The following is a 22,703-nucleotide window of genomic DNA, read 5'->3' as shown; positions in this document are numbered from 1 at the left end:
CATGGCGGGAGAGGGGAGTAAACCAAGGGAAGCGGTTGAACCAGCTATATTCCACCCCATGCCAAATCAAAAGATCTTTCTCACGGGTGCGTCCAGCGGCATTGGCCAGGCGCTGGCGCGGGCGTATGCGGCGCAGGGCGCAGCATTGGGTCTCGTTGGTCGGCGCGAAGACGCATTGCGGGCTTTTGCCGACACCCTGCCAAATCCCGATGCCGTACGCATCTACACCGCCGATGTGCGCGATGCCGACGCGATGCTGGAGGCCGCAAACGATTTCCTGACGCACGTGGGCTGTCCCGATGTGGTGATCGCCAATGCTGGCATTTCGGTCGGCACCGTGGCCAGCGAGCGAGAGGATCTGGAGCAGTTTCGTGCCGTCATGGATACCAACTGGTTCGGCACGCTGACCACGTTCCAGCCGTTTCTCTCGCCAATGTGCAAGCAGCCCCCGGGCGCCGATGGCTGGCGTGGGACGCTCGTTGGCATTGCCAGCGTGGCGGGTGTGCGCGGCTTGCCGGGTGGCGGGGCCTACAGTGCGTCGAAGTCAGCAGTGATCAAGCTGCTGGAGAGCCTGCGGCTGGAACAATCGCGCGAGCGGATTCGCGTGGTGACCATCGCACCGGGTTATATCCGCACGCCGATGACCGCGCACAATCCGTATCGCATGCCATTCCTGATGGATGCCGATGACTTCGCGCGCAAGGCGGTGCGCGAGATCGCGGGTGGCACGCGGTTCAAGGTGATTCCGTGGCAGATGGGTGTGGTGGCAACGGTGCTGCACGTGCTGCCGTTCTGGCTCTACGACGCATTGTTCCGCCGCGCGCCGCGCAAGCCGCGCAAGTCTGCGGAAGCGCGGGACACATGATGTGGATCGATGCCATCGGCCAGCAACATGACACCGCTTCCGGCGAGGTGCGTATCGCCTCGCTCGTGCCATCGATCACCGAGTTGCTGTTCGATCTCGGCCTCGCTGATCGCATTGTCGCGCGCACCGGCTTCTGCATCCACCCCGAGCCTGCGGTGCGGGCCGTGGAGAAAGTGGGTGGCACCAAGGACGTGAAGGTGGATCGCCTGCGCGCGTTGGCGCCGACGCACGTCATCGTCAACATCGACGAGAACCGGAAGGAGACCGTCGATGAGATCCGCAGCTTCGTGCCGCATGTGATCGTCACCCATCCGTGTCGTCCCGACGATAACTTCGCGCTGTACACATTGCTCGGCGGCATCTTCGACAAGCAGGCCGAGGCAGCGCGGCTATCCTTCAATTTGCGCGAAGCACTCGATGCACTGCGCGCACGCAAATGGACGCCACGACGCGTGCTCTACGCCATCTGGCAAGACCCATGGATGACGGTGTCGCGCGCCACCTATATCAGTCAGATGCTCGCGCTCGTGAATTGGTCGACGTGGCCCGACGATGCGCTCGTGGCCTGTGTCGATGGCGATTGCAGCCGTCCCAATGCGGAAGGCGAGCGCTATCCGACGTTCAAATGGAGCGATGCACTGGTGCGTGAGCTGGACGCCGTGCTGCTATCGACCGAGCCGTACCGCTTCACCGAGGATCACGCCGATGCTTTGGAGCGCCAGATCGGCAAGCCCGTGCTGCTGGTGGATGGCGAGATGCTGTCGTGGTACGGCAGCCGCGCCGTGGCCGGCGTGAAGTATCTGCAGGAACTGGCGACGGCCGGTATCTGACCGCCGCCAGCAGCGAAAGCATCAGGCTTTCGTGAAGCGGATGATGCCGTCTTCGCCCGTGTGCCGCACCAGTTCGCCGCGATGCCACAGCGCATGCAGGTGCGCGAGCGATTCGCCAATCGCGAACGTCAACTGATGGATGTCGAACTGACGACGGAAGATCACGCTGACGATATCCACCGCATGGCAGGGCTTTTCCGCGCAGGCGTCGAGCGTTTCGGCCAGACGATCCACATGGTGCTCGTGCAACTGGCGGATGCGCGTGTGGATGTTGCGGAACGGGCGGTCGTGCGAAGGCAGCACCAGCACATCGGCAGGCAGATCGTCGTATTTGCCGAGCGAATCGAGATAGAGCTGTAGCGGATTGGCTTCCGGCTCCATGTCGAAGACGCTGACGTTGGTCGAGATGCGCGGCAGCACCATGTCGCCGGAAATCAGCACGTTGGTCGCAGCGTTGTAGAGCGCCACATGTTCCGGTGCATGGCCGTAGCCCGTGATCACGCGCCACGACGACGTGGCCGGATCGGCGCCCATTTCCACCGTGTCGCCATCCATCAGGCGACGGTATTGCGTGGGCACGTCGGGCACCATCGACGGGTAGTACGCCTTGCGCGCCCGCAGCTTTTCGAGATGGTCTTCATCGGTCAGGCCATGGCGCGCGAAGTGGCTGGCCGCGAAATCGCCGCCCGCATTCGAACCCACGCCCGAGCCGCCGGCCATCACGCGCGCGGTCATGTAGTCGCCCAGGCTCATCCACAAACGCACATCCCACTGGCCGCAGATCCAGTGCGCCAGCCCGACGTGATCGGGATGGCAGTGGGTCACCAGCACGCGCAGGACGGGTAGTCCTTCCAGCTCGTTGGCGAAGATCGTTTCCCAGTGGGTCTTGATGGTGTCGTTGGTGATACCACAGTCGATGATCGTCCAGCCGTCGCGGCCTTCGATGCGGTCACGGACCAGCCACAGGTTGATGTGGTCCAGCGCAAACGGCAGCGGCATGCGCAGCCAGTAGACGCCGGGCGCCACCTCCTGTCGCTTGCCCGGTTCAGGCATGGTTTCGCCAAACGGATACTGGAGCTGATGTTCGAGTGCGTTCATGGGATGTCTCACGGAAAAGCCGGCGCGCTCGGGGCTTTTGCCGGCGCGCTCTCGAATGTCGATTGTCAGGCGGGGAAGTTGACGCTAACGTTAACGTCAATCTGCGACCCACGTTCGTCATCTTAGACGAAAAACTTGATCGCGCAACGAATCCACGAACGATCGTTCACTTTCGCAGGACGCCATATGTCGGCTCAGCCATCTTCCGCCACCTACACGATCACGGACCTCGCGCGCGAGTTCGAAGTCACGCCACGCGCCATCCGTTTCTACGAGGATCAGGGCCTGCTGTCGCCCGACCGTGAAGGCCCCAGCGGACGCAAGCGCGTCTACAACAGCCGCGAGCGGACCCGCCTCAAGCTGACGCTGCGCGGCAAGCGGTTAGGGCTCACTCTCAACGAGATCCGCGAGATTCTGGATCTTTACGAATCTCCGCGCGATACGGCGCCGCAACTCGAACGATTTCTGCATCTGTTGTCACAGCATCGCGGCACGCTGGAACGCCAGATGGAAGACCTGCAGGCGCAGCTTGCCGAGATCGACCAGCACGAGCGGCAGTGTAAGGCGCTGCTGGCGGCACATCACGCGGCAGGCACCAGCCAGGCAGCGTGAGAGAAGAGTCCGAACCTGCGCATCGTACCTAATTGACGTTTACGTAAACGTCAATAAAATAGCGACACAGCCAAAGCCAGACAACGCAAGCAAAACGCCCAATCAGGAGACAACCATGACCGAACTTCCCGGCCTCAGATTCGATCTCGGCGAGGACATCGAGATGCTGCGCGAATCCGTGCGCAGTTGGGCGCAGGCCGAACTGGCACCGCGCGCTGGCGAGATCGACCGCACCGACCAGTTTCCGATGGATGCCTGGAAGAAGATGGGCGATCTCGGCGTGCTGGGCATCACGGTGGCCGAGGAATACGGCGGCGCCAACATGGGCTACCTCGCGCACATGATCGCGATGGAAGAGATCAGCCGGGCGTCGGCATCGGTTGGGTTGTCTTATGGCGCACATTCGAACCTGTGCGTGAATCAGATCCATCGCAACGGCACGGCTGCGCAGAAGGCGAAGTACCTGCCGAAGCTGGTATCCGGCGACTGGATCGGCGCGCTGGCGATGAGCGAGCCGAATGCGGGATCGGACGTGGTCAGCATGAAGCTGCGCGCGGATTTCAAGGGCGACCGCTACGTGCTGAACGGCACCAAGATGTGGATCACCAACGGTCCTGACTGCGACGTGCTCGTGGTCTACGCCAAGACCGAGCCGGACCTTGGCGCGCGCGGCATGACCGCCTTCATCGTCGAGAAGGGCATGAAGGGATTCTCGGTCGCGCAGAAGCTGGACAAGCTCGGCATGCGCGGCTCGCACACCGGCGAACTGGTGTTCCAGGACGTGGAAGTGCCCGTGGAAAACATCCTCGGCGCGGAAAACAGCGGTGCCAAGGTGCTGATGAGCGGGCTCGACTACGAGCGCGCCGTGCTGTCGGGCGGCCCGGTCGGCATCATGCAGGCGTGCATGGATGTAGTGACGCCGTACATCCACGACCGCAAGCAGTTTGGCCAGAGCATTGGCGAATTCCAGCTCATCCAGGGCAAGGTGGCCGATATGTACACCACGCTGCAGGCGGCACGCAGCTATCTGTACACGGTGGGCAAGAACCTGGATTCGCTGGGCACCGATCACGTGCGCCAGGTGCGCAAGGATTGCGCGGCCGTGATCCTGTACACCGCCGAGAAGGCGACGTGGATGGCGGGCGAATCGGTGCAGATCCTCGGCGGCAACGGCTACATCAACGAGTATCCGGTGGGCCGGCTGTGGCGCGATGCCAAGCTGTACGAGATCGGCGCGGGCACTTCGGAAATCCGCCGCATGCTGATCGGCCGCGAATTGTTCGCGGAAACGATGTAATCGGCGCGCGTTCGGTTCTCGCCAGCGGGGATACCCAATGGTAAGTGCCGAACGCCCTTACAATCTCGACTGCCTTTCGCGTTTTCTTTCTTGCTCGGAACCGCCCGTCCATGTCCCACTTCCCCAAGCTGCTTTCCTCGCAGATTGCCTACGATGTGGCGCGGACCATGCTGGACGGGTTCGACAAGCATTACCGGCTGTTCCGCGAAGTCAGCATCCAGGCGAAGACGCGCTTCGAGGCGGCTGACTGGCACGGGCTGCAGCAACTGCAGCGCGACCGTATCGCGTTCTACAACGAACGCGTGCGCGAATGCGAGGTGTTGCTGCAGGACGAATACGACGCCGAGCATATCGACGACACCATCTGGCAGCAGATCAAGCTGCACTACATCGGGCTGCTGACCAACCACCACCAGCCCGAACTGGCCGAGACGTTTTTCAACTCGGTCTGCACACGCATCCTGCATCGTTCGTACTTCAACAACGATTTCATCTTTGTGCGCCCGGCCATCTCGACGGAATACATCGAGAACGAAGAGTCGCCGATGCGGCCCACATACCGCGCCTACTATCCCGGCAGCCGCGAGGGCATGGCGGCCTGCTTCGAACGGGTCGTGCATAACTTCCAGCTCGACCTGCCATTCGAAGATCTGCGGCGCGATGTGGGCTACGTGCTCAAGGCCATCGACGAACATGCCGGCGCGTTCACCGTGGCGCCGAATTTCCAGGTGCATACGCTGTCGTCGCTGTTCTTCCGCAATAAGTCGGCCTTCATCATTGGACGCATCGTCAACGGCGACCAGACCTGGCCGATGGTGATCCCGGTCATCCATGGCGCGTCCGGCAAGCTGGTGCTCGACGCGGTCCTGCTGCGGCCCGAGCAACTGCTGATCCTGTTCTCGTTCGCGCATGCGTACTTCATGGTCGATATGGAGATTCCGTCGGCCTACGTCACGTTCCTGCGCGACCTGTTGCCGCGCAAGGCGCGCGCCGAGATCTATTCGAGCCTGGGTTTGCACAAGCAGGGCAAGAACCTGTTCTATCGCGATTTCCTGCATCACCTGCAGCATTCGTCGGACCGCTTCGTCAGCGCGCCGGGCATCAAGGGACTGGTGATGCTGGTGTTCACGCTGCCCTCGTTCCCGTACGTGTTCAAGGTGATCCGCGATACGTTCCCCGCGCCCAAGGAAACCACGCGCGAAGGGGTGAAGTCGAAGTACCAGCTCGTGAAGCAGCACGACCGCGTGGGCCGCATGGCCGATACGCTTGAATATTCGAACGTGGCATTTCCGCTGTCGCGCTTCGATGACGCGCTGTTGCGCGAACTGGAGCAGCATGCACCGTCGATGCTCGAATACCAGCGTGCGAAGGATGGCACCGACGAGATCGTGGTGCGGCACGTCTATATCGAGCGTCGCATGACGCCGCTGAACATCTGGCTCAAGGACGGCAGCGACGAACAGGTGGACCACGGCATTCGCGAGTATGGGGATGCCATCAAGGAACTGATCGCCGCGAACATCTTCCCGGGCGACATGCTCTACAAGAATTTCGGCGTCACGCGCCATGGCCGCGTGGTGTTCTATGACTACGACGAAATCGAGTACCTGACCGACTGCAATTTTCGCCGCGTGCCCGAGCCGCGCAACGAAGAGGAGGAAATGTCAGGCGACGTGTGGTACACCGTAGGTCCGCACGATGTCTTTCCGGAAACCTACCGCACGTTCCTGCTTGGCGATCCGCGCGTGCGCGCCGCGTTCCTGCGGCATCATCCCGATTTCTTTGACGCTGCCATGTGGCAGCACTACAAAGACCGGCTTCTGGCCGGTCATGTCCATGACTTTTTTGCCTATTCACAGCATGACCGTTTTCATCACCGCTACGGCGGCGCAACAATCGACGACGCAAGGAGGGCAGCATGAGTGAAGCCATCGCCCAGCTGTTCCGCAACAATCGCGAATGGGTAGACCGCGTCAACGCGGAAGACCCCGAATTCTTCACGCGCCTGGCTAACCAGCAGGCGCCCGAGTACCTGTGGATCGGCTGCTCCGATTCGCGCGTGCCCGCCAACCAGATCCTGGGCCTGGCCCCCGGCGAAGTCTTCGTCCATCGCAACATCGCCAACGTGATCGCGCACAGCGACCTGAATGCGCTGTCGGTGATCCAGTTTGCTGTGCAAGTGCTCAAGGTGCGCCACATCACCGTGGTGGGTCACTATGGCTGCGGTGGCGTCAAGGTGGCGCTCAAGCGCGAGCGCGTGGGCCTGGCCGACAACTGGTTGCGCCATGTGCGCGATGTGGCCGACAAGCATTCCGCCTATCTCGGCACCGTGCTGCGTGAAGACGATGCGCATACGCGCCTGTGCGAGCTGAACGTGATCGAACAGGTCAACAACGTTTGCCAGACCACCGTGCTGCAGGATGCATGGGCCAGCGGTCAGGAAGTGACCGTGCACGGCTGGATCTATGGCGTGTCCGACGGCCTGCTGCGCGATCTGGGCATGGCCGCCAGCAACAACGACGAATTGCAGACGCAGACCGCTGCCGCACTCCAGCAATACGGCGAACCGCCGCAGGCATCGATCCGCTGAACCCGTCATCAGAACCCCCCCGCTTCACGAGGAGACAGACATGCAAGATCACGTAGTCATCGTTTCTGCGGCACGCACCCCGATGGGCGCGTTTCAGAGTGAACTCAGTAGCCTGACGGCGCCGCAGCTTGGCGCGGCGGCGATTCGTGCAGCAGTGGAGCGGGCCGGTCTTCAGCCGGATCAGGTGCAGGAAGTCGTGTTCGGCTGCGTGCTGCCAGCAGGACAGGGTCAGGCGCCGGCACGACAGGCCGCGCTTGGTGCGGGGCTGCCGCTCGGTGTGGCGTGTACCACGGTCAACAAGATGTGCGGGTCGGGCATGCGCGCGGCGATGAGCGTGTATGACGGGCTGCTGGCTGGCTCGTTCGATATCGCCGTGGCGGGCGGCATGGAAAGCATGACCAATGCGCCGTACCTGATCCCGAAGGGGCGCGGCGGCTATCGCATCGGCCACGGCATGATCTACGACCACATGATGCTGGACGGTCTGGAAGATGCATACGAGAAGGGTCGCGCGATGGGCACCTTCGGCGAGGAATGCGCGGCCAAGTATCAGTTCACGCGCGAGCAGCAGGATGCGTTCGCGATGGAGTCGGTGCGACGTGCGCAGCGTGCCACGGAGCAGGGCGACTTCCGCTGGGAGATCGTGCCGATGACGATCTCGGGCAAGGGTGGCGATACCGTGATCGACACCGATGAAGGTCCGCGCCGCATCAAGGTCGACAAGATCCCGTCGCTGAAAGCCGCGTTTGCGAAGGACGGCACGATCACTGCGGCATCGTCGTCGTCGATCAATGACGGTGCCGCCGCACTGGTGATGATGCGCGAATCCACCGCGACATCGCTGGGCCTGCAGCCGCTGGCGCGCATGCTCGGCCATACCTCGCACGCGCAGGCGCCGGGCTGGTTCACGACCGCGCCCGTCGATGCCATCGCCAAGCTGTATCGCAAGCTCGACTGGACCAGCGACAGCGTGGACCTGTTCGAGATCAACGAGGCATTTGCCGTGGTACCGATGGCCGCGATGCACGATCTGAAGATTCCGCACGACAAGGTCAACATCCATGGCGGTGCGTGCGCGCTGGGCCATCCGATCGGCGCCTCGGGCGCGCGCATCATGACCACGCTGATCGGCGCGCTGCGCAAGACCGGCGGCAAGCGCGGCGTGGCCAGCCTCTGCATTGGCGGCGGCGAAGCCACGGCGGTCGGCATCGAAATCATCTGACCGTTCTTCATCGATAACCAATAACAAAAAAGGAATCTCTCCCATGCCCACCGCTCTCGTTCTCGGCGCCTCGCGCGGCCTCGGCCTTGAGTTTGTCCGTCAGTACCGCGCCGATGGCTGGCGCGTCATCGCCGTCGCGCGCAGCGATGAAGGTATCGAAGCGATCAAGGCGCTTGGCGCCGAGGCGCACAAGCTGGACCTGACCGATGCCGCAGCGGTAGCGGGCCTGGGCTGGAAGCTCGATGGCGAGACGATCGACGTGGCGATCTATAACGCCGGCGTGATCGGGCCGCGTACCGAGGGCGCGCAGCCGATTCCGAAACAGGATTTCGATGCGGTGATGCACAGCAACGTGCTGGGGCCGATGATGGCATTGCCGTTGCTGCTGCCGTTTGTCGAGACCGGCAATCACGGGCGCGGCGGCGTGCTGGCCGTGCTGTCATCGAAGATGGGCAGCATCGGCGGGATGGAGAGCAACCGCGCGTGGATGTATCGCATCAGCAAGGCGGCGGTCAACGCGGTACTCAAGTCCGTCTCGCTAGACGCGCGCCATGCCATCTGCGTGGCCTTGCATCCGGGCTGGGTGCAGACCGACATGGGTGGACCGCAGGCCGACCTCACGCCGCAGCAGAGCGTGGCCGGCATTCGTCGCACGCTGGCTGGCCTGACGCAGACCGATAACGGCAGTTTCCACAACTACGACGGCGCGCCGATACCCTGGTAAGGGTGCGCCCGTGCCGCATCACGCGAGACAACGTACATGCTGCTGACCCCCGAACAGGAAATGATCCGCGACGCCGTGCGCCAGTTTGCGCAGGACGTGATCGCGCCGCAGGCCGCGCAGTGGGACCGCGACAAGACGTTCCCCAAGGACGTGCATCGCGAACTCGCGCGGCTCGGTGCCTATGGCGTGGCCGTACCCGAGGAACTGGGTGGCGCGGGGCTGGACTATCTGTCGCTGGCGCTGATCCTCGAAGAGATCGCGGCCGGCGACGGTGGCACATCGACGGTCATCAGCGTCAACAACTGCCCGGTGTGCAGCATGCTGATGGCGTTTGCCAACGATGCACAGAAGCAGAAGTGGCTCGTACCGCTGGCGCGCGGCGAGATGCTTGGCGCGTTCTGCCTGACCGAGCCGCACGTGGGTTCCGATGCATCGGCACTGCGCACCACGGCCACCCGCGATGGCGATCATTACGTGCTCAACGGCGTGAAGCAGTTCATCACCAGCGGCAAGTATGCCGATGTGGCGATTGTCATGGCCGTGACCGACAAGGCAGCAGGCAAGCGCGGCATCAGCGCGTTCCTGGTGCCGACTTCGACGCCGGGCTATATCGTCGCGCGCCTGGAGGACAAGCTCGGCCAGCATTCCTCGGATACCGCGCAGATCGTATTCGAGGATTGCCGCGTGCCGGCGGATTGCCTGCTGGGCGAGGAAGGCGCAGGCTACAAGATGGCGCTGTCCGGTCTGGAAGGCGGACGCATCGGCATTGCTTCGCAAAGCATCGGCATGGCGCGCGCCGCGTTCGACGCCGCGTTGGCGTATGCGAAGGAACGCGAGAGCTTCGGCCAGCCGCTGTTCCAGCATCAGGCCGTGCAGTTCCGGCTGTCGGACATGGCGACGCAGATCGAGGTGGCGCGCCAGATGGTGTGGCATGCGGCATCGCTGAAGGATGCGGGCCGGCCCTGTCTGAAGGAAGCCGCGATGGCAAAACTGTTCGCCAGCGAGATGGCCGAGCGCGTGTGCTCGGATGCCATCCAGGTGTTCGGCGGGTATGGTTATGTGAACGATTTCCCGGTGGAGCGGATCTATCGTGATGTGCGCGTGTGCCAGATCTACGAAGGCACCAGCGATATCCAGAAGATTTTGATCGCCCGCGCGCTTGGATAGCTCGTAGAAGTTTGGATAAGCTGCAACGTTGAGACGTACCTGAAACGTAGTTGACACGCCCCTGAAACGCATCCTCACCGGAGCCACCTTGCGATGACCAGCCCCATCGATTTCTATTTCGATTTCTCCTCGCCCTACGGCTATTTCGCGAGCACGCGCATTGACGAGATCGCGCAGAAGTACGGGCGCGGCGTGCTTTGGCATCCCATTCTGCTGGGCGTGGTGTTCAAGACCACGGGCTCGTCGCCGCTGCCATCGATCCCGCTCAAGGGCGAGTACTGCTGGCGCGATTTCGAGCGCACCGCAGCGTTTCACGACATCGAATACAAGCGCCCCACGCATTTCCCGCTGCCGACGCAGCACGCCGCGCGTGCCGTGCTGTGGCTGCAGAATCATCGGGGCGGCGACGTGGCCACGGCTTTCGCCAAGGCCGTGTACCGCGCGCTGTTTGTCGATGACATCAACATCGCCGAACCGGCCGAACTCGCGAAGCTGGCCGAAGCGCTCGGCATCGATGCCGTGGCGATGAACGAAGGCGCCACGAGCTATCAGATCAAGGACCAGCTCAAGTCGGAGATCGACGTGGCGATGGCGAAAGGCGTGTTCGGCTCGCCCTTCGTCATCATCGACGGCGAACCGTTCTGGGGCTTTGACCGCTTCCAGCAGGTGGAAGCCCATTTGAAAGGCCAACGGACGACCGAACTGCGCGCCGTTGGCGGCAATGACATGACGAAGGAAAAGAAACCCGCATGACCGTAGCAAACCAGTCCGCCCGTTTTGATTGTGTGATCTTCGACTGCGACGGTGTGCTCGTTGACAGCGAGCCCATCGTCCATCGCCTGCTGAATCGTGTGCTCAACGAACTGGGCATCGAGATTTCGCTCGAAGACTCGCAGCGATGGTTCCTTGGGCGCGCCGTCAAGGATGAGCTCGGCAACATCGAGGCCCGTCTCGGCCGCCCGTTGCCCGAGAACTTCCTGTCGGACTGGTTCGTGCGCCGCAACGCCACGCTCCAGGCCGAACTCGAAGCCGTGCCGTATATCCGTCAGGCTATCGAAGCCATCAAGGCGAGCGGGCTGCCGGTCTGCGTGGCCTCGGGTGCGGACCGCATCAAGGTCAAGCTGCAACTGAACCATACGGGGCTGATCGACCTGTTTGTCGATGATGAGCGCGAGCACATCTTCTCGTCGACCGAAGTCGAGCACACTAAGCCCGCACCGGATGTGTACCTGCTGGCCGCACGCACGATGGGTGTGGACCCTTCGCGGTGCGCAGTGGTGGAAGACAGCCCCACGGGCACCACGGCGGGTGTAGCGGCGGGCATGACCGTGTTCGGTTACGCCGCGCTGAATTCGGCCGATGAGCTACGCGCAGCGGGCGCGAAGACCATCTTCACGGACATGCGCGACCTTCCGGAGTTGATCGCATGACGAAGCAGCGCGCCGCCGACGCGGCAGCCGCAGCGTGCCCCTGCGGCAACGGACCCTATGCCAGTTGCTGCGGACGGTTCCATCGCGGCGAAGCGGCGCCGACCACGGCAGAGGCGCTGATGCGCTCGCGCTACAGCGCCTATGTGCTGGGCGATGCGGGATGGTTGCGGCAGACCTGGCATGTCTCGACATGCCCCGAGGACCTGTCGTTCGACAACGGCACGCGCTGGCTCGGACTCACCGTGAAATCGCACGTGCAGCAGGACGACACGCACGCCACGGTGGCGTTTGTGGCGCGCTACAAGGTGGGCGGGCGCGCGCATCGCATGGAGGAACTGAGCCGCTTCGTCTTCGAGCCGCGCGAGCCGAATACTCCGGCGCGCTGGCTCTATATCGACGGCGAGCTGAAAGAGCAGGATTGAAGCAAGGCAGTACAGGTAGTACCCGGCAAAAGCAGGCAACGTAAAAAGCATCCACAGGAAGAGACATGCCCACGCTGGAAACCAAACTGAACGCACGCGCAGAATCGTTCAAGGCGAATGCCGAATCGATGCAGGCGCTGGTGGCGGACCTGCGGCAGAAGATCGCCAAGCTGGCCGAAGGCGGCGGCGAGGACGCGCGCAACAAGCACCTCGGGCGCGGCAAGCTGCTGCCGCGTGACCGCGTGCAGCAACTGCTCGATCCGGGCACGCCGTTCCTCGAACTGTCGCAACTGGCCGCGTACGACATGTACGACAATGCCGCGCCCGGCGCGGGCATCATCACCGGTATTGGTCGCGTGGCCGGGCAGGAGTGCGTGATCGTCTGCAACGACGCCACGGTGAAGGGTGGCACGTATTACCCGATGACGGTCAAGAAACATATCCGCGCGCAGGAGATAGCCGAGCAGAACAACCTGCCGTGCATCTACCTCGTGGATTCGGGCGGTGCGAACCTGCCCAATCAGGACGATGTGTTTCCCGATCGCGATCACTTTGGCCGCATCTTCTTCAACCAGGCGAACCTGTCCGCGCAGGGCATTCCGCAGATCGCCGTGGTGATGGGTTCGTGCACGGCGGGCGGTGCGTATGTACCCGCGATGAGCGACGAGTCGATCATCGTCAAGAACCAGGGCACGATCTTTTTGGGCGGTCCGCCGCTGGTGAAGGCGGCTACCGGTGAAGAAGTCAGCGCGGAAGATCTCGGCGGCGCGGACGTGCATACGCGGCTGTCAGGCGTGGCCGACTACTTCGCGCAGAACGATCATCACGCGCTCTCGCTCGCGCGCAATATCGTGCAGCACCTGAACCGTCGCAAGCCCGACCAGATCCGATTGCACGAACCACAGGAGCCGCTGTATCCGGTGGAGGAACTGTACGGTGTGATTCCTACCGATACGCGCAAGCCGTATGACGTGCGCGAAGTCATCGCGCGCATCGTCGATGGCTCCGAGTTCGACGAGTTCAAGGCGCGCTACGGCACCACGCTGGTCTGCGGCTTCGCGCGGATCTGGGGCTACCCGGTGGGCATCATTGCCAACAACGGCATCCTGTTCTCGGAGTCGGCCCTCAAGGGAGCGCACTTCATCGAACTGTGCTGTCAGCGCAAGATTCCGCTGGTGTTCCTGCAGAACATCACGGGCTTCATGGTGGGCCGCAAGTACGAGAACGAAGGCATCGCGCGCAATGGCGCGAAGATGGTCACGGCAGTGGCCACGGCGCAGGTGCCGAAGTTCACGGTCATCATCGGCGGCTCGTTCGGCGCGGGCAATTACGGCATGTGTGGCCGCGCGTATTCGCCGCGTTTCCTGTGGATGTGGCCGAACGCGCGGATTTCGGTGATGGGTGGCGAGCAGGCCGCGAGTGTGCTCGCGACGGTGCGCCGCGATGGTATCGAGGCCAAGGGCGGCAAGTGGAGCGCCGACGAAGAGGAAGCGTTCAAGTCCCCGATCCGCGAGCAGTATGAACACCAGGGCCATCCGTATTTTGCGAGCGCGCGGCTCTGGGACGATGGCGTCATCGATCCCGCGCAGACGCGCACTGTACTCGGCCTTGGTTTGTCCGCCAGCCTCAATGCGCCGATCGGCGAGATGAAGTTCGGCGTCTTCCGCATGTAGTGCGTTTTCTCCTGAAGGTTGGTTGTTGTCATGTCCCGAGCTGTTGCCTCCGTCCGCGCTTTCACGCTCCTGCTGGCCGCTGCGGCGGGCATGGCGTGGTGCGGTGTGAGCATCGCGCAATCCACGTTGCCGCCGCATGTGATCGAGCAGGTGGTGATGGTGCCGAAGACGGGGCAGGACAGGACGATCAATCTGGAGACGACGATCTTCCGCCCGGCCGGGATGGGACCGTTTCCGCTCGTGGTGATCAACCACGGCAAGTCGCCGGGCAAGCCCGCGTTTCAGGGGCGCGCGCGCTTCGAGGCGCAGACGGCCGAGTTCCTGCGGCGCGGTTACGCGGTGGCGCTGCCGATGCGGCAGGGCTTCTCGAAATCGGGCGGCGTCTATGTGGGGGGCGGGTGCGACTTTCATGCCAATGGCATAAAGCAGGCCGAGGATGTGGTGGCGGCGCTCGACTACCTCGTGCAGCGCCCCTACGTGGACCCGCTGCGCATTGTCGTGGTCGGCCAATCGTATGGCGGGTTGTCGACCATGGCGCTGTCGGCCATCGGCTATCCGGGTGTGCTCGGCGTGGTGAATTTTGCGGGCGGCCTGCGCAACGACAAGTGCCCGGGCTGGGAGAACGGCCTGATCGATGCCTTTGGTGACTATGGCCGCACGGCGCGCTATCCCTCGCTCTGGATCTATGGCGACAACGACAGCTTCTGGCCGTGGCCGCTACCGGAGCGCATGTTCAACAACTACAAGTCCTACGCGACGGGCCGCGCGGCAGATGCGCGCTTTATCGATGTCGGCGAGTTTGAAACCGATTCGCACAAGCTGTTCAGCAGCCGCAAGGGGCTGGCGCTGTGGCTGCCCGAGGTAGGCGCGTTCTTCCGCCAACTGGGACTGCCGTTCGACGACCTGCCCGAGCGCGAGAGTTCCGCCACGACGGGCACGGTCGAGCAGACTTCATAACGATTCCGAACACGGAGAGAGACATGCAATTCACGACGCTGACGGTCACGGCCGAACGCCACCTCGCCACGGTCACGCTGAACCGTCCCGATGTGCGCAACGCGTTCAATGAAACGGTCATCGCCGAACTGACCGGCGCCTTCCGCGCGCTGGGCGATACGCCCGAGGTGCGCGCCATCGTGCTGACCGGCAATGGTCCAGCCTTCTGCGCGGGCGCCGACCTGAACTGGATGAAGAAGATGGCCGGTTACTCGGACGACGAGAATCGCGCCGACGCGCTCACGCTGGCGCAGATGTTGCACACGATCTGGTCCTGCCCCAAGCCCGTAATCGCACGCGTGCAAGGCGACACCTATGCCGGGGGCATGGGCCTGGTGGCCGCCTGCGATATCGCGGTGGCAGCGGAGTCGGCGCACTTCTGTCTGTCGGAAGCGAAGCTGGGCCTGCTGCCGGCGACGATCAGCCCGTACGTGATTCGCGCAATGGGGGAGCAGGCGTCGCGCCGCTACTTCATCACGGCCGAACGTTTCGATGCGGCGGAAGCGCTGCGGCTGGGCTTTGTTCACGCGGTGGCATCGCCGCAGGCACTCGACGAGAAAGTGGCCGAGATCGCCGCCACGCTGATCGGCAACAGCCCGAACGCCGTGCGCGAAAGCAAGCGGCTGGTGCAGGAAGTGTCGGGGCGGGAGATCGATGGGGATTTGCTGGCGGATACGGCAAACCGGATTGCATCGATCCGGTCGTCGGAGGAAGGACGGGAAGGGGTGCGGTCGTTTCTGGAGAAACGGGCGGCGAGCTGGAAGGTTTGAGTGTGTATTGATCTCCCCTCGGTTTTTTGCTCCCCTCTCCCGCAAGGCGGGAGAGGGGTTGGGGGAGAGGGCAAGAGGCTCTGCTTGCTGACATATCGCATTTAGAACCGCTGGCCCTCTCCCCCGCCCCTCTCCCACTTCGCGGGAGAGGGGAGCAAACCAGCAGCGAGCAAGGGACAGCACAACAAATAAATGCCGAAAGTTAGCGTCCAAACGCCACACCCAAGTGACATACAAACCACGAACGCCACCAACTTCGCGCTTCCTCTTCTAATCCGTCGATAAACGCCGCACGACCGCAGATTTGCCAATACCCAATGCCCCTTCCTACCATGAGCTTCCCCAAAGCCATCACCACCCGGCACCTACCGCCGGTGGCGTGGCTCATGGTTATTCCAAGGAGGGTCCATTGACACATCCTGTCCCCCAGACACAGACGCTTGCCGCACGCAGCCAGCGTGCCGTGTGGCATCCGTGTACGCGCCTGCGGCCCGATGCGGCCAGCAACGAGCCGCCGCTGGCTATCGCCAGTGGTGACGGCCCGTGGCTGGTCGATACCGACGGCCATCGTTATTTCGACGCCATCAGTTCCTGGTGGGTCAATCTGTTCGGCCATGCCAATCCGCGCATCAACGCGGCGCTGACCGCACAACTGCAAACGCTCGAACATGTGATGCTGGCCGGCTGCACGCATGCGCCGGCGGTGGAACTTGCCGAACGGTTGTCCGCGCTCACCGGCCATGCACTCGGCAATGCGTTCTATGCCTCGGACGGCGCATCGGCGGTCGAGATCGCGCTGAAGATGAGCTTTCACTACTGGCGCAACACTGGCCTCGCCACCAAGCGCGAGTTCGTGTGCCTGCGCCATGGCTATCACGGCGAGACGGTCGGCGCACTGGCCGTCACCGACGTGGAAATCTTCCGCGATGCCTACGATCCGCTGACGCGACGCGCCCATGTGGTGATGTCGCCCGATGCGCGTCAGGCCGCGGGCGACGAAACCGCCGCCGATGTGGCCGCACGCGCGCTGGCCGAACTGGAAACCCTGCTGCGCGAGCGCGCGGGCCAGATCGCCGCGTTGATCGTCGAGCCGCTGGTGCAGGGCGCGGCGGGCATGGCGATGTACGACCCGTCGTATCTGGATGGCGCACGTGCACTGTGCGACCGCTATCGCATCCACCTGATCGCCGATGAAATCGCGGTAGGCTGCGGCCGCACCGGCACCTTCTTCGCGTGGGAGCAGACGCGCGATGGCGAGCCCGTGCCCCCGCATGCATGGCCCGATTTCCTGTGCCTGTCGAAAGGCATCACCGGTGGCTATCTGCCGCTGTCGCTCGTGCTGTCGCGCCCGGAAATCCAGCGTGCATTTGTGGCCGATGACATAGCACGCAGCTTCCTGCATTCGCACTCGTACACGGGCAATCCGCTGGCGTGCCGCGCCGCGCTCGCCACGCTCGACCTGTTCGAGCAGGACAATGTGCTCGCACACAACCGCGACCGCGCACAGTGGTTGGCCGATGCGATGGCCGGTATTGCCGCCGATGCGCGCGTCAGCAACGTACGCCAGCGTGGACTGATCTGGGCGGCGGATGTCGATGCCGATGCAGCCGGTGCGGACTTTGCCGCGCGCTTCCACATCGCCGCACGTGCACATGGCGTGCTGGCGCGTCCGATCGGCAACACGCTGTACGTGATGCCGCCGTACGTCTTCGACGCCGCGCTGGCGAACTGGCTCGGCGAACAACTGCTGGCGACGCTGCAATCGGTGCTCGGTCCGCAGCAAGATGAACAGGAGACTCGCCATGCTGCTTGATCTCCTGCAACAGGCCGCCGCCGAGCGCGAGGCGCAGGCGCTGACGCGCCGCCGCCGCATCGCGCATACCGCGTGCGCGCCGCACCAGTCCGTAGGCGCCATCGATGCCGAGCCGCAGCCGCTGCTGACGTTCTGCAGCAACGATTACCTCGGCCTCGCGAATCATCCTTCCATCGCGCATGCACTGGCCGAAGGCGCGCATCGCTATGGCGCGGGCAGTGGCGCCTCGCATCTGGTCAGCGGTCATTCGCTGGCCCATGCGCAGCTCGAACACGAACTCGCGCGTTGGCTGTCGCCGCATATCCCGCAGGCGCAGGCGCTGTACTTCTGCACGGGCTACATGGCGAACCTGTCCGTGCTGACGTCGCTCGGTACAGCAGGCGCCACGCTGTTCTGCGAGACGCTGAACCATGCCTCGCTGATCGATGGCGCGCGGCTGGCGAAGGCCGACGTGCAACGCTATCCGCATGGGGACACCGCCGCGCTCGATGCATTGCTGCGGAACAGCGCGAGCAAGCTCAAGCTGATCGTCACCGACAGCGTGTTCAGCATGGATGGTGATATCGCACCGCTCACCGAACTGCTGGCGCTGGCCGAACAGCATGACGCGTGGATCATCGTCGACGATGCGCACGGTTTTGGCGTGCTCGGCGCGCATGGCCGGGGCGTGTTCGAACATCTGAACCTGCGCTCGGAGCGGCTGATCTACATCGGCACGCTCGGCAAGGCCGCTGGCGTGGCCGGTGCGTTCGTGGCCGCGCACGCGACGATCATCGAGCATCTGGTGAACACGGCGCGTCCGTACATCTACACCACGGCTGCGCCGCCTGCCGTGGCGCACGCGTTGCTGACCAGCCTCGACATCATCGCGGGCGAGGAAGGCGAGTGCCGTCGCGCGCATCTGGCCGATCTGATCGCGCAATTGCGCAACGGTCTGGGTGAACTGGCCGCGCAAGCGGGATGGACACTGGGCGAAAGCGAGACTGCCATCCAGCCGTTGATCGTCGGTGACAACGCCGCCGCGCTGGCGCTGTCCGCCGCGCTGGAAGCGGAAGGGCTCCGGGTCGGTGCGATTCGTCCGCCGACGGTGCCGGCAGGAACGGCGCGGCTACGCATCACGTTGTCGGCCTCGCATACGGAACAGGATGTGGCGCGCCTGGTCGATGCGATCGCACGCCTGGTGCCGGCGCATGCCACATCCGCGCCACACAGGGAGGCCGCATGAGCCGAATCATTGAGAACCGGCCCGAGCGCTTTGCCTGCTTTGTGACCGGCACCGATACCGGCGTGGGCAAGACGCACGCTACGGCCACGTTGCTGCATGCGCTGCATGGCGTGGGCTATAGCACCGTCGGCATGAAGCCCATCGCGGCAGGTGGCGAGTGGCTCGACGATGTGTGGCAGAACGACGATGTGGACCAGTTGCGCGCAGCGGGTTCGGTCATCGTGCCGCAGGACGAGATGTGCCCGTTCTTCTTCCGCACGCCGGCATCGCCGCATCTGGCTGCCGCGCTCGAAGGGGAGCGCATCACGCGCGGTCCGATCCGCCTGGCATTCGATGGCTTGCGTCGGCAGGCCGAGGCAGTGGTAGTGGAAGGGGTGGGCGGCTTTATCGTGCCGCTCGATGTGGGCGCGGCGCGCTGGAACACGGCCGATCTGGCCGTGATGCTGGACCTGCCCGTGATCATGGTGGTGGGCGTGCGCCTGGGCTGCCTGAGCCACGCGATGCTGACCGCCGAGGCGATCCGTTCGCGCGGCCTGCGGCTGGCGGGATGGATCGCCAACCGCATCGATCCGGACATGCTGCTACCCACCGAGAACATCGTCACGCTGCAGGATGCGCTGGACGCGCCGCTGCTTGGCGAACTGCCCTGGCAGGTGGCCCCGGCCGTCGCCGCGCAGCATCTCGATCTCAGGCCATTGCTGGATGGCCCGCAGGCCGGCGCCTTCGCCACCACTTCCGCGCAGCGTCACGTCTGACGCGCCCCACGAACAGAATACGAAATACCGATCATGACTCAAATCGCTCAAGAACAAACCGTCGCCTCCATCTCCGCCGATGCCCTGCGCCAATCGGCTCGCAATATCGCTGCCGCGGCATCGAAGGACACCGATGCCTGGCGCGTGGACGATGTGGCCGCGCTGTTTGCGCTGCCGTTCAACGACCTGTTGTTCCGCGCGCAGCAAGTGCATCGCGAGAACTTCGACGCCAACACCGTGCAACTGTCCACGCTGCTGTCGATCAAGACCGGCGGCTGCGAAGAGGATTGCGGCTACTGCCCGCAGAGCGCGCACCACGATACCGATGTGAAGGCCGAGAAGCTGATGGAACTGGACGCCGTGCTCGACGCCGCGCGCGCCGCCAAGGCTAACGGTGCCACGCGCTTCTGCATGGGTGCCGCATGGCGCAGCCCGAAGGAGCGTCACCTGGAGCCCGTGATCGACATGGTGCGCGAGGTGAAGGCCATGGGCCTGGAGACCTGCGTCACGCTGGGCATGCTGAAGGCCGAACAGGCACTGCGCCTGAAGGACGCGGGCCTCGATTACTACAACCACAACCTCGATACCTCGCCGGAGTTCTACGGCAAGATCATCACCACGCGCACGTATCAGGACCGGCTCGACACCATCGGCCACGTGCGCGAGGCAGGCATCAATGTTTGCTGCGGTGGCATCGTGGGCATGGGCGAATCGCGCGCGGCGCGGGCGGGCCTGATCGCGCAACTGGCGAACATGGACCCGTATCCGGAGTCGGTGCCCATCAACAACCTGGTGCAGGTCGAGGGCACGCCGCTGGCGGGCACCGAAGCGCTGGACCCGTTCGAGTTCGTACGCACGATTGCGGTGGCACGCATCACGATGCCGCGCGCAATGGTGCGCCTGTCCGCTGGCCGCGAGGCCATGGACGAAGCATTGCAGGCGCTGTGCTTCATGGCCGGCGCCAATTCCATTTTCTACGGCGAAAGGCTGCTGACGACCGGCAACCCGCAGGCAGATCGCGACCGCGCACTGCTGGCACGCCTGGACATCCGCGCGGAAGGCTACGCGGGATAACAGGAGAGGGTTTGCCGATCTGAGGACGCTGGCTCGCCGACCGGAGACAACAAGGGAGGAGCCATGTTCAACAAGATCCTGATCGCCAACCGTGGCGAGATTGCCTGCCGGGTAGCGGCCACGTGCCGTCGCCTTGGCATTCGCACGGTGGCCGTGTATTCGGACGCAGACGCCGACGCACGGCATGTCGCGTTTTGCGACGAGGCCGTGCATATCGGCGGCCCGGCCGCGCGCGACAGCTATCTGCGCGCGGACCACATCATCGAGATGGCGAAGGAGACCGGCGCCCAGGCCATCCACCCGGGCTACGGCTTTCTTTCGGAGAACGAGGATTTCGCACGCGCCTGCGCGGAAGCGGGTCTCGTCTTCATCGGCCCGCCTGCCGAAGCCATCCACGCGATGGGCAGCAAGAGCGCGGCCAAGCAGTTGATGGAAAAAGCTGCAGTGCCGCTGGTGCCTGGCTATCACGGCGAAGATCAGGACGCCGCGCTGCTGCGGCGCGAGGCCGACGGCATCGGCTATCCGGTGCTGCTCAAGGCCAGCGCCGGTGGCGGTGGCAAGGGCATGCGCGTGGTGGATGCGGGCGAGGGCTTCGAGGCTGCGCTGGCATCGGTCAAGCGCGAGGCGCTGGCCAGCTTCGGCGACGACAAGGTGCTCGTCGAAAAATACCTGACGCGTCCGCGCCATATCGAGATCCAGGTGTTTGCCGATACGCTCGGCAACTGCGTCTACCTGTTCGAGCGCGACTGCTCGGTGCAGCGTCGCCATCAGAAAGTATTGGAAGAAGCGCCTGCGCCGGGCATGACTGAAGAGCGTCGCCGCGCAATGGGTGAGGCAGCCGTAGCCGCGGCGCGCGCCGTGGGTTATGTGGGCGCGGGCACGGTCGAGTTCATCGCCAATCAGGACGGTTCGTTCTACTTCATGGAGATGAACACGCGCCTGCAGGTGGAGCATCCGGTCACCGAAATGATCACGGGGCAGGACCTTGTGGAGTGGCAACTGCGCGTGGCATGCGGTGAAGCATTGCCGCTCACGCAGGAGCAACTACGCATCGACGGCCATGCGCTGGAAGCGCGCATCTACGCCGAGAATCCGGAGAAGGGTTTCCTGCCATCCACCGGCACGCTGCGCTTCATGCGTACGCCGCCAGCGGTGCAGTTCATGCGCGGCGGCGATGCGCATGGCCCGGCGGGCGTGCGTATCGATGCCGGTGTGCGCGAGGGCGACACCATCAGCCCGTTCTATGATCCGATGATCGCCAAGCTGATCGTCTGGGGCCGCGATCGCGATGAAGCACTGCATCGCATGAGCCAGGCGCTGGCGCACTATCACGTGGTGGGGTTGTCGACGAACGTGGCGTTCCTGCAGCGACTGATCAAGTCCGACGCCTTCCGCACGGCCGATCTCGATACGGGTCTCATCGAACGCAATCAGGCCACGCTGTTCCCGCCGCAAAAATCGGCAGGCATCGAATCGATTGCGCTGGCTGTGGCCGCGTTGCTGGAGCGCGAGTCGAAAGAGCGGCGCATCGACGAGGCCGACCGGCATTCGCCGTGGACGCACGCCGGCAACTGGCGCCTCAATGGCCGCGATACGCGCACGCTGTATTTCGAAGCCGCGGGACACAAGCTGGAGGTCGTGCTCAAGGGCGATGTGCGCGATACGCGCAAGAGCACGCTGATTTACGCGGATCAAGCCGCACCGTTCGCGTACACGTTCAAGGCCGACGACATCCGTGTTGACCTCGGCACGCGCCGCACGCACGGACAGGTGCATCGCGAAGGCGATACGTTCCATGTGTTCCATGACGGCCGCCATACTGTACTCGGCTGGCTCGATCCGCTGCTGCATGCCGGCGAGGCAGAAGGCGAGGGCGGCAAGCTGACCGCGCCGATGCCCGGCAAGGTCATCGCCGTGATGGTGCAGCCCGGCAGCAAGGTGACGCGCGGCACCCCGCTGCTGGTGATGGAAGCCATGAAGATGGAACACACCATCGCGGCGCCGACGGACGGGGTGGTGAGCGAGGTGCTGTACGGCGTGGGCGAGCAGGTTGCGGAAGGCGCGCAGTTGCTGGCGTTTGCGGTTGAGGAAGCGGCTGGCGCGTAATTTCTCTCCCGCTCTAGTTTTGTTCCCCTCTCCC

Annotated in this window: 21 protein-coding genes; 20 read left to right on the top strand and 1 reads right to left on the bottom strand. The window is 63.9% G+C overall.

Annotation, left to right across the window (positions count from 1 at the left end; all coding sequences use genetic code 11):
- Positions 1-58 precede the first annotated feature (58 nt).
- Together FFS21_RS03770 and FFS21_RS03765 are read left to right on the top strand one after the other, a co-directional pair.
- On the top strand, positions 59-865 hold the full coding sequence (locus tag FFS21_RS03770) for an SDR family oxidoreductase (protein WP_137923605.1): 807 nt from the start codon (positions 59-61) through the stop codon (positions 863-865).
- Positions 865-1,695, top strand: coding sequence for a helical backbone metal receptor (locus FFS21_RS03765; protein ID WP_137923668.1), 831 nt, complete (start codon positions 865-867; stop codon positions 1,693-1,695). The genes FFS21_RS03770 and FFS21_RS03765 overlap by 1 nt, the downstream gene beginning before the upstream one ends.
- Before the next feature lie 21 nt (positions 1,696-1,716).
- Here the strand turns inward: FFS21_RS03765 and FFS21_RS03760 are convergent, their stop codons facing one another.
- A complete protein-coding gene (locus tag FFS21_RS03760; RefSeq protein ID WP_137923604.1) occupies positions 1,717-2,793 on the bottom strand; it encodes an MBL fold metallo-hydrolase in 1,077 nt (358 codons plus the stop codon).
- Positions 2,794-2,979: 186 nt separating this feature from the next.
- Between FFS21_RS03760 and FFS21_RS03755 the strand changes: the two genes are divergently transcribed.
- From FFS21_RS03755 to FFS21_RS03670, 18 genes are all read left to right on the top strand, one after another.
- Positions 2,980-3,405: a MerR family transcriptional regulator gene (locus FFS21_RS03755; RefSeq protein WP_137923603.1), complete on the top strand. Its 426-nt coding sequence runs from the start codon at positions 2,980-2,982 to the stop codon at positions 3,403-3,405.
- A gap of 115 nt (positions 3,406-3,520) precedes the next feature.
- On the top strand, positions 3,521-4,702 hold the full coding sequence (locus FFS21_RS03750; RefSeq protein ID WP_137923602.1) for an isovaleryl-CoA dehydrogenase: 1,182 nt from the start codon (positions 3,521-3,523) through the stop codon (positions 4,700-4,702).
- Between the two features lie 110 nt (positions 4,703-4,812).
- A complete protein-coding gene (gene aceK / locus FFS21_RS03745; protein ID WP_137923601.1) occupies positions 4,813-6,624 on the top strand; it encodes a bifunctional isocitrate dehydrogenase kinase/phosphatase in 1,812 nt (603 codons plus the stop codon).
- Positions 6,621-7,292 (top strand): carbonate dehydratase, encoded by a 672-nt coding sequence (gene can / locus FFS21_RS03740; RefSeq protein WP_137923600.1) that lies wholly within the window; start codon positions 6,621-6,623, stop codon positions 7,290-7,292. The genes aceK and can overlap by 4 nt, the downstream gene beginning before the upstream one ends.
- 40 nt (positions 7,293-7,332) lie before the next feature.
- A complete protein-coding gene (locus tag FFS21_RS03735; protein WP_137923599.1) occupies positions 7,333-8,514 on the top strand; it encodes an acetyl-CoA C-acetyltransferase in 1,182 nt (393 codons plus the stop codon).
- 43 nt (positions 8,515-8,557) lie between these two features.
- Positions 8,558-9,238 carry an SDR family oxidoreductase gene (locus FFS21_RS03730; protein ID WP_137923598.1) on the top strand — a complete coding sequence of 227 codons (681 nt, stop codon included), beginning with the start codon at positions 8,558-8,560 and terminating at the stop codon, positions 9,236-9,238.
- Positions 9,239-9,274: 36 nt separating this feature from the next.
- Complete coding sequence (locus FFS21_RS03725) at positions 9,275-10,405, top strand: acyl-CoA dehydrogenase family protein (RefSeq protein ID WP_137923597.1); 1,131 nt, start codon at positions 9,275-9,277, stop codon at positions 10,403-10,405.
- 93 nt (positions 10,406-10,498) lie between these two features.
- Positions 10,499-11,158: a 2-hydroxychromene-2-carboxylate isomerase gene (locus FFS21_RS03720; protein ID WP_137923596.1), complete on the top strand. Its 660-nt coding sequence runs from the start codon at positions 10,499-10,501 to the stop codon at positions 11,156-11,158.
- Positions 11,155-11,835 (top strand): HAD family hydrolase, encoded by a 681-nt coding sequence (locus tag FFS21_RS03715; protein ID WP_137923595.1) that lies wholly within the window; start codon positions 11,155-11,157, stop codon positions 11,833-11,835. The genes FFS21_RS03720 and FFS21_RS03715 overlap by 4 nt, the downstream gene beginning before the upstream one ends.
- Positions 11,832-12,257: a YchJ family metal-binding protein gene (locus FFS21_RS03710; RefSeq protein WP_137923594.1), complete on the top strand. Its 426-nt coding sequence runs from the start codon at positions 11,832-11,834 to the stop codon at positions 12,255-12,257. The genes FFS21_RS03715 and FFS21_RS03710 overlap by 4 nt, the downstream gene beginning before the upstream one ends.
- 65 nt (positions 12,258-12,322) lie before the next feature.
- Positions 12,323-13,930 (top strand): carboxyl transferase domain-containing protein, encoded by a 1,608-nt coding sequence (locus tag FFS21_RS03705; protein ID WP_137923593.1) that lies wholly within the window; start codon positions 12,323-12,325, stop codon positions 13,928-13,930.
- 30 nt (positions 13,931-13,960) lie between these two features.
- On the top strand, positions 13,961-14,887 hold the full coding sequence (locus tag FFS21_RS03700) for a prolyl oligopeptidase family serine peptidase (RefSeq protein WP_137923592.1): 927 nt from the start codon (positions 13,961-13,963) through the stop codon (positions 14,885-14,887).
- Between the two features lie 23 nt (positions 14,888-14,910).
- Complete coding sequence (locus tag FFS21_RS03695; RefSeq protein ID WP_137923591.1) at positions 14,911-15,696, top strand: enoyl-CoA hydratase/isomerase family protein; 786 nt, start codon at positions 14,911-14,913, stop codon at positions 15,694-15,696.
- A gap of 409 nt (positions 15,697-16,105) precedes the next feature.
- Positions 16,106-17,509 (top strand): adenosylmethionine--8-amino-7-oxononanoate transaminase, encoded by a 1,404-nt coding sequence (gene bioA, locus FFS21_RS03690; protein WP_137923590.1) that lies wholly within the window; start codon positions 16,106-16,108, stop codon positions 17,507-17,509.
- Complete coding sequence (bioF, locus tag FFS21_RS03685; RefSeq protein WP_137923589.1) at positions 17,499-18,734, top strand: 8-amino-7-oxononanoate synthase; 1,236 nt, start codon at positions 17,499-17,501, stop codon at positions 18,732-18,734. The genes bioA and bioF overlap by 11 nt, the downstream gene beginning before the upstream one ends.
- Positions 18,731-19,489 carry a dethiobiotin synthase gene (gene bioD, locus FFS21_RS03680; protein WP_137923588.1) on the top strand — a complete coding sequence of 253 codons (759 nt, stop codon included), beginning with the start codon at positions 18,731-18,733 and terminating at the stop codon, positions 19,487-19,489. The genes bioF and bioD overlap by 4 nt, the downstream gene beginning before the upstream one ends.
- 33 nt (positions 19,490-19,522) lie before the next feature.
- A complete protein-coding gene (gene bioB / locus FFS21_RS03675; RefSeq protein WP_137923587.1) occupies positions 19,523-20,563 on the top strand; it encodes a biotin synthase BioB in 1,041 nt (346 codons plus the stop codon).
- A gap of 63 nt (positions 20,564-20,626) precedes the next feature.
- On the top strand, positions 20,627-22,669 hold the full coding sequence (locus FFS21_RS03670) for an acetyl/propionyl/methylcrotonyl-CoA carboxylase subunit alpha (RefSeq protein ID WP_137923586.1): 2,043 nt from the start codon (positions 20,627-20,629) through the stop codon (positions 22,667-22,669).
- The last annotated feature ends 34 nt before the right edge of the window (positions 22,670-22,703 follow it).

The sequence above is a fragment of the Cupriavidus sp. 2SB genome (assembly GCF_005503625.1).
Classification (GTDB): Bacteria; Pseudomonadota; Gammaproteobacteria; order Burkholderiales; family Burkholderiaceae; genus Cupriavidus.
The sequence above is the reverse complement of the archived record's forward strand: the minus strand, read 5'-3'. Positions and strand labels throughout refer to the sequence as shown.